Origin of the sequence: Shewanella sp. 6_MG-2023, assembly GCF_030547195.1 — a bacterium.
In the GTDB taxonomy this organism is placed as follows: Bacteria; Pseudomonadota; Gammaproteobacteria; order Enterobacterales; family Shewanellaceae; genus Shewanella.
In genome coordinates this window covers 12,645-25,343 of sequence record NZ_JAUOQU010000035.1, presented here as the reverse complement: position 1 = coordinate 25,343, position 12,699 = coordinate 12,645, and the positions used below count along the sequence as shown (strand labels likewise).

Below are 12,699 nucleotides of genomic sequence, written 5' to 3'. Positions count from 1 at the left end.
ACTTATATTTAAACTGAATTATTTAAATTAATATTTCCGTGCTAAAATTTATAAAATAATGTTCACCAACTAATCTTTATCAAATAACATAAAACACTAACTATTAAGCCAACTATTAAATAAATTATTATCTCTAGCTATAAAGATACTTAACGCTATTTAGCAGTAAAAATGTACCATTGTTATTATTTTTTTAGTAAAGCTAATGGCGATAGTTCAATTAGCCTAATAATCACAACAATCACCCTGTAGTGACTGTTTCACTTTGTATCACCATAGGCGCCAAGTAAACTCAATTCACTCCATTTAATCTCTTATATAGCTGATATTTTTATCTAAAAAAAGTCAAACCATTGGTTTTTAAGCTTATTTATTTTATGATTTGATCGCTAGCCTTTATTGTTTTTCACAAAAACTATCAGTTGATTCATAAAATGCATTGGCCGCTAACGCAAATACACGTTAAATATTCATGTGACAAATTTGTTAAAAAATTTGCATTCACAAATAATAACGGAAGAAACGACAATGAAACTGAACAAAGTTCATATAATGACCCTAGCGGCCATTTATGCGGGTGCTGCCGGAGCGAGTGCTGATAGCGCCAATGCTGATGGTGCATACTCGGCCAATATTAAGCCTATAGTTATTACCGATGCAATTAAGCAATATAACGACAATAAAAATAAAGATCGTTTATCTGGAGAGGTAGTGACACAAACTCGAAATAGTAATGGACGTAATGTTCATCGTGCTATTTCAAGTGTTGATCAAAAAGTTCCCTTTGTTTATGAAGATGATGTTGAAGGTGAGCAAACTTATATTATTCAGTTATCTGACAAGCCAGTTTCATTATATCAAGGCGGTGTTGCTGGATTAAATGCTACGACTCCTCGAACCAGTAAAATCCCGGCGGCATTAAGCCCACAGCTGCATGATAAAGTTGATATCAATAGTACCGATGTACAATCATATCGTAGTTACCTTAGTGAAAAACAAGCTAGCGTAAGCTCGCAAATTACCAGCTTGGTAGGTAACACTAAAACTATCGCTAACTATCAGCTTGCCTTTAACGGTATGTCGATGCGTATGACTCAAGATCAAGCAGCAAGCGTTGCCGGCTTATCTGGTGTTGTCAGTGTGACCCGTGAAATCATCTACCAATTACAAACTGATGTGGGTCCACAGCATATCGGCGCTGACAAGTTTTGGACCGGTGAAGTTACTGGTGAAGCGTTTACCGGTAAAGGTATTGTTGTAGGCGTGCTCGATACCGGGATTAACACCGACCATGAATCGTTTGCAGCACAAGGCGATGATGGCTATGTACATCAATTACCGTCGCGTTATGCTGGCTATTTAGGCGACTGTGAGCTTGAAGAGTTTGCCGGCATGTGTAATGACAAGCTTATTGGTGTGCGCTCTTACCCTGTGATTACCGACACTTATAGCGATGAAAGTTTTCAACCTGATAAAGGCTGGTGGGAAATCGAAGGCCCATTAAGACCTGCTAATGGCGAAGATTACAACGGCCATGGTTCACATACTGCTTCAACCGCTGCCGGTAATATCATATTAGATAGTACCTATATGGTACCTGATGTTGGCGTAACCAGTGACGGCAAGCCAACGGACTTAATGTTACCGCGTATTTCAGGTGTCGCGCCGCACGCTAACGTCATTATGTACCAAGTATGTCACCCAGGTGACGGCAGCTTTAATAATTACACAGGCTGCCCTGGTTCTGCATTACTTGCGGGTATTGAAGATGCAGTCGCCGATGGCGTAGATGTGATTAACTACTCAATTGGTACTGCTTATGGCGCATTCCCATGGGAAGACCCAATGGAGATGGCCTTTTTAGCAGCACGAGAAGCCGGTATTTCGGTATCAGCCTCAGCGGGTAACTCTTTTGACCCTTCTGAAGCAAATGTACGCCGCGGCGCAATTGATCACTTATCCCCTTGGGTGACCTCTGTTGCAGCAACCACTCATACACGTGAGTTTAGTGTTGAAGGTAAAATGCTTACTGGCGCAACTGGCGGCGAGCAAGAGCTACCAGAACTTGTTGGCGGCGGGATTACCGAAGGTTATACAGGCCCTGTGGTTGAAGCAACAGCCTACGGCTGGGAATATGAAAAATGTAATGAAGCCTTCCCAGCAGGCTTTTTTGATAACTCTCCTGAAGGCATTCCATATGACACTGCGCCAATTGTAGTTTGTAAGCGTGGTGATATCGCTCGTGTACAAAAAGCCATTAACGTAGCCGAAGGCGGTGCAGGTGGTTTTATTTTACGTAACGCCAGCTCTACAGAGTCGGTTAATAACGACCCTTATGTGATCCCCGGTATTCACTTGCCTTATAGTGGTTATTATGGTGATGCTTCAACTAACTGGTTTGGTTTATCAAGCTGGTTATCTAAAGGCAGTGATCATCAGTTAACCATCACGGCTTCAAATGTGGTGACGACTGAACGTGTGCCTAATGCGTTAGCTGACTTCTCATCTCGTGGACATAACTTTGATAACCCTGAAGTCATGTCACCAAACCTTGCCGCTCCTGGTGTTGATATTTATGCGGCATGGGCTGATGAAATGCCGTTTTCTGGTGTAGGTGTACCTGGTGACTACAACACCATTAGTGGTACTTCAATGGCAGCGCCCCATGTTGCAGGTGCAATGGCATTATTAAAGCAAGCACAACCAAGTTGGACACCAGCACAAATTCAGTCAGCATTAATGATGACTTCGAATTTAGCTGAAGTGACTCGCACGGTTGAAACTTACCCCTTTGTTGATTTAGAGCCAGCAGGCTTTAGTGATGCAGGTAGTGGCGTGATTAACGTTGCTCGCGCATTTAAAGCGGGTTTAATCATGGATGAAACCGGTGATAACTACCGCGCGGCTAACCCTAAAAATGGCGGCACAGTTAACACCCTAAACGTGCCATATTTTTACAATGAAAGCTGCAGTGGCACTTGTACCATGATGCGGACATTTACCGCGACAGCTGATGGCAGTTGGACTGTGGATGCTGAGTCGCTGGCAATGGATGGCGCAGATATGCTGTCGCTTGAAGTGTCGCCTAAGACATTTAGCCTTAGCAAAGGCGAAACTCAAGCCATCATGCTCACAGCAACAGTGTTAGAAGTTCAAGCACCGGGTGCAGATTCATCATCTCTACGCTTACTAGGTGATGTGACTATTACCTCTGCAAGCACGGATATGCCAATGCAACATTTACCGGTTAGCATTCGCTACAGTGGTACCAGTATGCCTGAAAATGTGGTCGGTAATATCCACCGCCAACAAGGGCATATTTTAACCCCTGAAATCACCACTGAAGAAATTCAAACCTTTAATAGCCGCGTTAATGGCTTAGTTAAAGCTGAAATTTTTGATGTGCAAATGCAGCGCAGTGATGTGCGCGACTTAGACAATACCGCGCAATCACGTATTGATGATGGCCAAGTGGTTAACTTCTTTGACGTACCAGAAGGCACTAAGCGTATTGTGTGGGAAGTGGTTAAAGCTGACTATAATGCTTATGCATCAATCGATATCGGTATGGATGTCAATAACGACGGTGAAATCCAGTGGAATGAAGAAGCCATTTGTTATTCTCGTATTGATAACAACGATTACTGCGCCATTAATAATCCAACTCCAGGGACTTACTGGGCTTATGGCTCTAACTATAAGTATGATTATGAAGATGCAGCTAACCTTGCTGATAATATGATCTTCGCTTTAGCTATCATCGGTGATCAAGATGACGCTAATCTGACTGCCGTTGGCCCAGATTCATCAAATGGCATGGACCCTTACCGTGTACAGTTAAACTATGATTTAGCTGATGCTGTAGAGGGCGATGTTTATTATGGTTATGTGGGAATTGGTAGCGACAGCTATAACGATGATAACTTAGGTTATATCCCAGTACAGCTTATTCATGACGGTAGCGACACCGAAATTGAAGCAAGCCATACCAGTGCCAAGGCCGGTGATATTGTTGAGTTTGAAGTCAGCCTAGCGCCTAACTTGTTAGGTGGTGAGCGTCAGTTAACCTTAAGTACTGAACTCGCTTCAGGCTTCCAGTTAATTGAAGACAGCGTTCAGGTTTCTGGCTTACCACAATACACTGAAGACATGACAATTGATGGTAATACCATTGCCTTTAATACTGTGCAACCTTCGTCATTAGATACCCCACGTCACTATGTGTTTACCACGAGTCTAGAGGATGCGACGTGTCGTATTCCTGCGCAAATGCAGGGCGCGAGTGACACCTTTGTGGATGTACCAAGTGAGTTTGGTTTCTCTGATTTAGGCATTACTGGCAACTCTAACCAATATTTGAGTATTCCAATGTCAGCGAATGATTTACCTCACGTACCTTTATACGGTGCAGAGCAAGACATGCTGCATGACTTACTTGAAATCTCACCATTTGGTTATGTGAAATTTGACGAAATGCCAGATTTCTATAATTACCATTATGAGTTTAATGATGTGTTCCAAAGCTTCCCTGACACTATGGTTGCCCCATTGTGGCGTGGTGATGTGATTATGCCAGAAGTGGCATTCCGTGAAGATATCGGCGCAGTCACTAACCTAGTATATGGTGCTGTGGTTGATGATTATTATGTGTTCCAGTGGAAAGGTGGTGCAGAAATTGATAACCGCTTTACCGGTAACCGTAACCCAGATGCATCAGCTTACTTTGATGTTGAAACCATTATCTCAACTAAGTTAGATTTTGCCCCTGGTGCCCATGAAATCATGTTTGGTTATCAAGCGCTGCAAACGGCTAACGATCATTTTGGTTCAATTGGTCTACATGGTTATTACGGTGAGCGTGGCACCTACCAGCCTGTCGGTGGTTGGTACAATGACGGTTTTGCCTACAATAACGTTGATGAAAAAGTGGCTGAAGGCATGCTAGTTTGTGCTGATTATCAAGGCCCTGAAAGCTCAGCATTAACGGTTAGCTTCTCTGCCCGTGTATCAGCTGCAGCTGTTGGAATGGATAATGCAGTAAAGGTTAGCAGTCAATACGCTGATTCAGAGTTAGTGACGGTATCCCATACGGTTTCATCAGCAAGTAATATTCAAGTTGCAGGTTTTACAGACCAAGTAATTGAAGAGAATAGCTCTCTTACAATGAATGTTGTCTATGCTGACCTTAAAGGCACAGTCAATGGCATTATGGTGGCAGGTGATAACATCACTGCTAAAGTTGAAGGTGATAGCATCACGATTACCCCTGATGCTGACTGGTTTGGTGAAACCATGGTATCTGTAACTGTGCATGATATGGCTTACCCGTCTGATCAAGCAACCACCAGCTTTAAGCTAACGGTTAACTCTGATGGCGTAGAGCCTGTAGCGCCAGCACCTGAAGTTCCTGTTGTTGAAGAGAAAAAATCAAGCGGTGGTAGCTTAGGCTTCTTAGCATTAGGTGTACTAGGTTTATTCGCTGGTCGTCGCCGTAAGCTTCACTAAATATTAAGCTTCACGATTATATAGGCATGTTAAGCAAACAATACCTATGAGAAAGGCCCTCTGATGAGGGCCTTCTTTTTAGTTTGATTTTATTAAACCATGAAAATAACTACACTTAAACTCAGCTTTTAACCTTTAAGAACCGCGTTAATTTATAACGCTTATTCACTAAGTTCTCTCCCACCCAATACAAACCTGACAGTGATAAAAACAAGCCCATTAAGCCAAAAAACCAACTGAAAGGATTATTGAAACTGCCTTGATGTAAGTAATCCATAAAATGTAATTTGAACATCAAATCTGCCAGTTCAGTGTCGCTATTTTTGTGGCCAATTAACTGGCCATTAATGGCATTGATGTATATTCGTGTCTCAAGATCATCATCCATGTTGATTTGCCATAAGGGATTGCATTCTTTAGGCCACTCGCTAATCGGCGGCTTAAGTTTATTAGCACTGATAACGCTGCCAGGCCCCCTATAACTGTCGATGGCCAGCGTGGTTGCTAACGATAGGTCAATATGAATCACTTCACCGCTATAGGCATTCACTAAGGTTTGCTGCTGACACTCATGTTTATAACGCATTGCGGTTTCAGTCAGTAAATACACGGGATTGCTGTCCAATGATATGAGTGCTAATTGCTGTTGATTCGGATGGTTTGTCAGTACTTGCTTTGCCGTTATTAGTTCTGCAGCATTGAAATTATAGTCTTCATGGGCAGCATGATGACTATATGCCATGCCTTTTAGCGCCTCGTGTGGGGTGATATTAAAGTAAATACCAGTCCCTAGCCAAATCAAAAATTGTAGGCTAACTAACGCGCCTACCCAGTAATGCCAGACTCGGATCAAATGCTGTAACCGCTTGGCTTTCTTGCCTGGTATTTTACTTGTTCTCACGCTCGATTTAGCACTCATTTCACATACCTCTTTCGGCGTTGCCACACTAACACCAGGCCAGAAAAAACAGCGATAAATGCGCTTATTGAAGTATAAAAGAGTAACTGATTATCAATGGCTTCACCGTCGTTATAATCCATGATGTGCCACTTCCAAAACAAGTCAAACAAGCGCCAGTATTCATGTCGGCGGGTTACCACATCGCCACTTTTAGCGGATATATAGAGGGTTGTCATGCCAATATCATCAAACTCAGCTCGCCACACAGGTAGATGCCTTGCAGATAACTCAGCTGGTGCATTGTGTTCAATAAGGCTAATGGAGCTTAATTGGGTCGCTGAAACCGATGGTAAATATAAAGCTGCGATTTGACGTGCCTGTTGCTCATTAAAGCGTTCAAGTACCTGACCCGTTTGCGCATCGATGAGCAGCTTATCATCTGTTAAATTGACTTGATAAACCGCTTTACTAAGCACGCTTTTAAGGGATATTTGCTGGGCTTTAGGGTAATTTTGATAGACGTTACCTACCGAGTATTGCACTTGAGAAGGGTCAATAACTTCTACTTTGCTAACCACATGATCACTGCGAATAAAGCCAATATCCATCAACACAAAGTAGCTACCGGTCACGCTCCATATGATGATGGGAATCGCCAGCACCAGCATTAGCCACCGATGGAGAAAGTGGGCTGAGAATATTTTTCTATATAATTTATGGATAATCAAAATTTGTCGTTACCCTTGTTATTATTTTAATTTATGGTGCGAATACAGTTAATTTTCACTAAATAATAAGCGTCTAAATTACCTGAAACACCTTAATTTTCATAGAAATTTAATTGTGATAGTTTCTTATCAAGGCTTCGCTCGATACTTTATTTTGTGTAAAGTATGCTTGCATATACCGAAAAAAATACTGCTTACCATACGAATAATTACACTGCTCGCTACACTAATAAATACAGTGCTAACCCACAAAAGGATTTACATGAAACTGCCTTTAAAACTCAACTCGGCTATCTTATTAATCATTTCTGCACCGATTGCTTTTGCAACCTATGCGCCCTTGCCTGAGTCAGTTTCAAATAATGCCATCGCCAAAGTCACTACAGATAATGCCCAGTATTTACTGAGTTTTACCGGGCTTGCTGAAGCAAAAGATTATCTCGCGGTGCATAATAAAGCGTGGGCGCTTGATTTATCGAGTCCCAATAACCAATGGCAGCCCATTAAAGATGTTCCTTTTGTCGCGCCTTTGGCTGGAAGATTAGCTTCTATAGCTGTGGGTGTTGATGATCAAGCTTATGTTTTTGGTGGCTACACTGTGGCTAAAAATCATGAAGAAATTAGCACTGTCGATAATTACCGTTTCGACATCAGCGCTAATGAGTACCAACGTATTGCCGACATGCCCGTCGCTGTTGATGACACGGCTGCCAGTGTTTACCAACAACGCTATGTATATTTATTTGGTGGTTGGCACAACGACGGCAATGTTAATTTAGTGCAAGTGTATGACACTCAAACCGATACTTGGTCTCAGGCAAGTCCGATACCTGCCCCGGCGGTGTTTGGTCAAGCGGTGGCCATGGTTAACAATAAAATTGTCTTGTGCGATGGTGTGAAAGTTCAGGCTAATATAGGTAAACGTCGCAGCTATGCATCATCACCCGTGTGTTTATATGGTGAACTGAACCCAGAGAATCATTTAAGAATTAGTTGGCAATTACTGCCACATTATTCTGTTGCTAAGACGGCAAAAAGTGACATGAACAAGCCTGCTATTGCGCATTATAGAATGGCGGCAACAGGTGTAGGCTCTAATAAAAATAGCAATAAAGACAGTGATAGAGACAATAACAAAGCAGGCTACGCCATCTTTATTGGTGGCAGTGACAACCCATACAATTATAGTGGTATCGGTTATAACGGCGCTCCCAGTACCCCACAGCAATATCAATATAGCTTCGACTTTGCTAGCAACAGCTGGCTTACCCCAATAAGGCTTGCAACACCCTCAATGGATCATCGCGGCCTCATTTGTCATCAAGATAAGCTGCTAAGAATTGGCGGCATGGTGAGCGAGCAAAAAGTCAGTAATCTTGTGTTGAGCTCACCGCTAAAAACTGATCAAGGTTGCACTCAATAGCAGTACTCATAAAGAGACATATTGCGCCATAAAACGTGATCCAGATAACACTTTTATGGTGCTTGTATTGAGCAACTTAAAGATGCATATAATATGCATGTAAATTATATGCATCTTTGGAATATTCATGACCACAGCTTCAAGCTTTGAGCAATTACAGGCACTGCCCCTCGCATCACTCATTGATTATATTGAAGTGACTCATCATCAATATGTACGTGAAACGGCGCCTTTACTGGTGGAATACACCCAAAGAATGGTGCAAGCACATGCTAGCGACCATGCAGAAATTCAGCCTTTAGCTAACCTTGTACAGGCCTTGGTTTCAGACTTAATGCCACATCTTATGAAGGAAGAACAAATTTTGTTTCCTGCCATGAGACGTTTAGGTGATGGCTTGGAAGTGAACGGGTGCTTTGGTCATATCGGTAACCCAATCAATGCCATGGAACACGAGCATGACCATGCTGGCACCATCTTGCAACAATTACGAGAATTAACCCAAAACTATCAAGCTCCTGAAGGCGCTTGTAGTACTTGGCAGAAGTGTTACAAGACACTTGCTGAGTTTGATGCAGACTTACAGACCCATATTAATATTGAAAATAACCTGTTATTTCCAGCGGCATTAGCACTGTAAATAGAGCCAGATTTGTTTTATCCCAGTTTCATCATTGTTTTCGCTCCAATTTAACATTCATCATGTTTAATGGTTCTTGCTCCCCAGCAGAACCATTTTTTTTTGGCTATTTTTCGCCAAAAGCAGCCAAAAAATGCCCGTTAAGGCACTTATAATTTGAAAAACACAGTTCAAAGTAAGGGAGTTAAAATAAACTCTTTTACAAATAGATATTGCTAAAAATATTAGCCAAACAAGCTTGTAAGATCATCTAATTGATGGATTTCAATATGGGGTAAAATATATTTAGCTTGCCTGTTGTCACTCGCTTGATGATTTAACCACACACTTTGACAACCCGCTTTTCTGGCACCTAACACATCACTGATTGTATGATCGCCAATATGCAGTAACTCACTGGGCTTGATGGCTAAATGGCGGCAACTGAGATCAAATAAGTCACTGTAGGGCTTCATCCTAACCCCGTGTCCAGGATGCAGCACAAATTGCAATACGTCATCAAGACCAATGCGCGTTGCATCCACATTACCATTAGTAATACCCACTAACGGAAAGTGCTTTCCTAAGTTGGCAAGGCAACTCAATACCTCCTCCGTTACCTTAAAATCGCTACGATGAAAGCTAAAACATTGCATCCCTTGTTGGGCACCTTGGCTAGCTTGTGCTTCACTATAACCCCATTGCAGTAAGCCTTGGCGTAACACTTCATAACGGGCGGCGGTGGTGTCATGGGCCAACTCTTGGTGCTCTGCAATCACCTGAGATTTCAACAAGCGCCACTGGGAGATCCCCCAATTTAACGGCGCTTTAAAGTTATCTTGCATAAAATGCGATATTTCAGCTTCCGCTTTAATAATGTGCGACACGTTGTCGTACAAGGTGTCATCCAAATCAAAACTAATGGCTTTAAACGGTTTCAGTCTTAGGTATTGTTTCATTATTTCCCCTTGGCTTTTTTCGCTCTAGGGTGAGCGCCATCATACACTTTCGCTAAGTGCTGAAAATCAAGGCTGGTGTAGATTTGGGTCGTTGACAGATTGGCATGACCCAGCAATTCTTGCACCGCTCTTAAATCAGCACTTGATTCAAGCATATGCGTTGCAAAGGAATGGCGCAATTTATGCGGGTGAACTTTTGCAGATAATGCTTGCTGCTGACCCCATTTATTCATCCGCAGTTGAATACTACGGTGTGATAAACGTTTTCCCTGTTGGCTGATAAATAGCGCATCACCCGCGTCAGCTGATGGCATTTCAGCCCGCGAATCAAGCCAAGTTTGTAATGCGCTAAGGGCGATTTTACCCACAGGCACAATCCGCTGTTTACTGCCTTTACCCATGACTTTGACTTCCTGTTGCTGAAAATCAATATCGTGAATATTTAAACTCGCAAGCTCTGCTAAACGTAAGCCGCTGGAATAAAACAGCTCCATAATGGCTTTATCTCGTTTACTTAAGGGGTCGCTAGCATCAATATCCAATAAATGCGTAACCGCATCTAGGTCCATATTTTTTGGTAAAGGCTTAGCTTGCTTGGGGGCATTGAGGTTTTTAGCTGGATTGGCATCAATCACTTGCTCACGCACTAAAAATTCAAAAAATTGCTTAAGGGAAGATAAACACAGTGATAAAGAACGCGGGCTTAAGCCTTGACGGTGAAGTTTGGCGAGAACGGCTTGTAATTGCTCACGGCTTACCGCTAACCATGAATCATCATTCTCGGTTAACTCATTGTGAGTAAATATTATTTTGCTGGCACGATTAATTTCATACAAATAGTTGCGCACACTATAGGGGGATAATTGTCGCTCTGAAATAAGGTAGCGTTCAAATGAGGCTAACCAACTTAGCTGACTCATAACACTACCTCCAAGCAGATCATGATAAAGCTAAAACAGTAATGTTAAAGCTTAAAAAAGTTGTGACATTTAAAATTTCGGCAGCATATGGTCGAGTAAATCGCGTATTTGTTCAAAAAACAAATTATCCATATCCGGATGAAAATGCGCCGCATCAGCTGATGCAACCCCAAAAATCACCTGACCATTTTCATCTGACAGCTTGGTCAATGCTACTGAGCCGACTTCGCCACCAAATAAACGCTTAGACTCTGATTGGGTTAAGCGGCCAAAATAATAACCTTGCTGAATACGCTGACGCCAAATCTTAGCCAATTCGCTGTCAATATCATGCACGGTTATCAGCCTTACATGGGTAAAGCCGAACTCTTGCTTAAGGCTTTGTGACACCAACTGTCTTAATTGGCCTAAATCTTCACACTTTAGAATGTCTAAGGATAACTGCCGATTAAAGCGAAAAATTTTCTCGTTCTCGGTGGCTATCTTCATTAATGAGGTAATTTCTTCTTCAAGCTGGGTAACTCGGGTGCGCAGCATTTCTTGCCTGCGCTCGACCAATGACACTGCGCCGCGTTCGTGATGAGATAAACGCATCGCCAGCAATAATTCAGGGTAACGATTAAAGAACTCTGGATTTTGCAGCAAATACTCGCGGATCAGGTGCTCATCGATGGCTAAATCCTCCATCGATAATGTCGGCATGCTTAAGTCAGCGCCCAAATCAGCTGCTGCTTTGGCATTTTGGGCGAGCATTTTTTTGGTATTAATTACATCGGTCATAACTGGATTTGTCCATCAAATACATGTTCAGCAGGTCCAGTCATCCATAACGGCTTGCCCTCACCTTCCCAGTTAATGTTTAAACTACCACCGGGTAAGTCAACTTTAACTTGGTTATCTAACTTATTTTGCAAAATCCCAATGGCCACTGCAGCACAAGCGCCGGTACCACAAGCCAATGTTTCACCTGCGCCGCGCTCATAGACTCTAAGCTTAATATGGCCACGATTAACCACTTGCATAAAGCCAACGTTAACCCCTTTAGGGAAACGCTCATGACGGGTCAGCATAGCGCCAATTTCTTCCACCTCTGCAGTGGCAACATCATCCACATCTAATACACAATGGGGGTTGCCCATAGAAATGGCACCACAAAGAAACGTTTGCTTGGGGCTTGTTAATAAATAGGTTTTTTCGCTGCGTTTGGCCCGAAATGGGATTTTACTGGGCTCTGTGATAGGCACGCCCATATTCACGGTAACGCTGCCATCACGCTCTAAGCGCAGGGTCATTTTACCTGAGCTGGTGCTAACGCGGATTTTGTATTTATTGACTAACCCTTTGTTACGCACAAAACGCGCAAAGCAGCGGGCGCCATTGCCACACTGCTCAACTTCACTACCATCTGCATTAAATATGCGGTAATGAAAATCTAAATCTGGGTCGTAAGGCGGCTCGACTAATAGCAGCTGATCAAAACCGATCCCGAAGTTACGATCGGCTAATCGGCGAATTTGATCTGGCGAAAAAAACACATTCTGTGTTACGCCATCAACCACCATAAAATCATTACCTAGACCATGCATCTTGGTGAATTGGATCAAAAGTGTCTTCCTTTATCGAACTATTATGAACGTATTGATA

At 42.6% G+C, this 12,699-nt stretch carries 8 protein-coding genes and 1 pseudogene; 3 read left to right on the top strand and 6 right to left on the bottom strand.

The annotated features are described in order from the left end of the window. Nucleotides 1-528 precede the first annotated feature (528 nt). On the top strand, nucleotides 529-5,505 hold the full coding sequence (locus tag Q4533_RS17105; RefSeq protein WP_303503478.1) for a S8 family serine peptidase: 4,977 nt from the start codon (nucleotides 529-531) through the stop codon (nucleotides 5,503-5,505). 121 nt (nucleotides 5,506-5,626) lie between these two features. On the opposite strand, the gene Q4533_RS17100 is transcribed toward Q4533_RS17105, so the two are convergent. Both Q4533_RS17100 and Q4533_RS17095 read right to left on the bottom strand, forming a co-directional pair. Beyond that, nucleotides 5,627-6,424, bottom strand: coding sequence for a PepSY domain-containing protein (locus tag Q4533_RS17100; RefSeq protein WP_102440227.1), 798 nt, complete (start codon nucleotides 6,422-6,424; stop codon nucleotides 5,627-5,629). After that, nucleotides 6,421-7,074, bottom strand: a complete 654-nt coding sequence (locus Q4533_RS17095) for a peptidase (protein ID WP_102440228.1) — start codon at nucleotides 7,072-7,074, stop codon at nucleotides 6,421-6,423. Before Q4533_RS17095 ends, Q4533_RS17100 begins: the two co-directional genes overlap by 4 nt. Before the next feature lie 322 nt (nucleotides 7,075-7,396). Here Q4533_RS17095 and Q4533_RS17090 point away from each other — a divergent pair, with 322 nt between their 5' ends. Together Q4533_RS17090 and Q4533_RS17085 are read left to right on the top strand one after the other, a co-directional pair. Continuing rightward, nucleotides 7,397-8,557 (top strand): kelch repeat-containing protein, encoded by a 1,161-nt coding sequence (locus Q4533_RS17090; RefSeq protein WP_102531501.1) that lies wholly within the window; start codon nucleotides 7,397-7,399, stop codon nucleotides 8,555-8,557. Nucleotides 8,558-8,705: 148 nt separating this feature from the next. Continuing rightward, nucleotides 8,706-9,197, top strand: a pseudogene (locus Q4533_RS17085) (hemerythrin domain-containing protein); the annotation flags it as partial. A 224-nt stretch (nucleotides 9,198-9,421) separates the two neighbouring features. On the opposite strand, the gene Q4533_RS17080 reads toward Q4533_RS17085, so the two are convergent. From Q4533_RS17080 to dapF, 4 genes are all read right to left on the bottom strand, one after another. Beyond that, nucleotides 9,422-10,135 (bottom strand): HAD-IA family hydrolase, encoded by a 714-nt coding sequence (locus Q4533_RS17080; protein ID WP_102440231.1) that lies wholly within the window; start codon nucleotides 10,133-10,135, stop codon nucleotides 9,422-9,424. Then, on the bottom strand, nucleotides 10,135-11,055 hold the full coding sequence (gene xerC, locus Q4533_RS17075) for a tyrosine recombinase XerC (protein ID WP_102476047.1): 921 nt from the start codon (nucleotides 11,053-11,055) through the stop codon (nucleotides 10,135-10,137). The genes Q4533_RS17080 and xerC overlap by 1 nt, the downstream gene beginning before the upstream one ends. Before the next feature lie 69 nt (nucleotides 11,056-11,124). Continuing rightward, nucleotides 11,125-11,757, bottom strand: coding sequence for a DUF484 family protein (locus tag Q4533_RS17070; RefSeq protein ID WP_102440240.1), 633 nt, complete (start codon nucleotides 11,755-11,757; stop codon nucleotides 11,125-11,127). A 74-nt stretch (nucleotides 11,758-11,831) separates the two neighbouring features. Next, on the bottom strand, nucleotides 11,832-12,659 hold the full coding sequence (gene dapF / locus Q4533_RS17065; RefSeq protein WP_102440233.1) for a diaminopimelate epimerase: 828 nt from the start codon (nucleotides 12,657-12,659) through the stop codon (nucleotides 11,832-11,834). Nucleotides 12,660-12,699: the final 40 nt, after the last annotated feature.

What these genes read in the sequence shown, in the direction of transcription:
- Q4533_RS17105 (WP_303503478.1), top strand. Translation starts at nt 529, where the DNA reads ATGAAACTGAACAAAGTTCATATAATGACCCTAGCGGCCATTTATGCG.
- Q4533_RS17100 (WP_102440227.1), bottom strand. Translation starts at nt 6,424, where the DNA reads ATGAGTGCTAAATCGAGCGTGAGAACAAGTAAAATACCAGGCAAGAAA.
- Q4533_RS17095 (WP_102440228.1), bottom strand. Translation starts at nt 7,074, where the DNA reads ATGCTGGTGCTGGCGATTCCCATCATCATATGGAGCGTGACCGGTAGC.
- Q4533_RS17090 (WP_102531501.1), top strand. Translation starts at nt 7,397, where the DNA reads ATGAAACTGCCTTTAAAACTCAACTCGGCTATCTTATTAATCATTTCT.
- Q4533_RS17080 (WP_102440231.1), bottom strand. Translation starts at nt 10,135, where the DNA reads ATGAAACAATACCTAAGACTGAAACCGTTTAAAGCCATTAGTTTTGAT.
- xerC (WP_102476047.1), bottom strand. Translation starts at nt 11,055, where the DNA reads ATGAGTCAGCTAAGTTGGTTAGCCTCATTTGAACGCTACCTTATTTCA.
- Q4533_RS17070 (WP_102440240.1), bottom strand. Translation starts at nt 11,757, where the DNA reads ATGCCGACATTATCGATGGAGGATTTAGCCATCGATGAGCACCTGATC.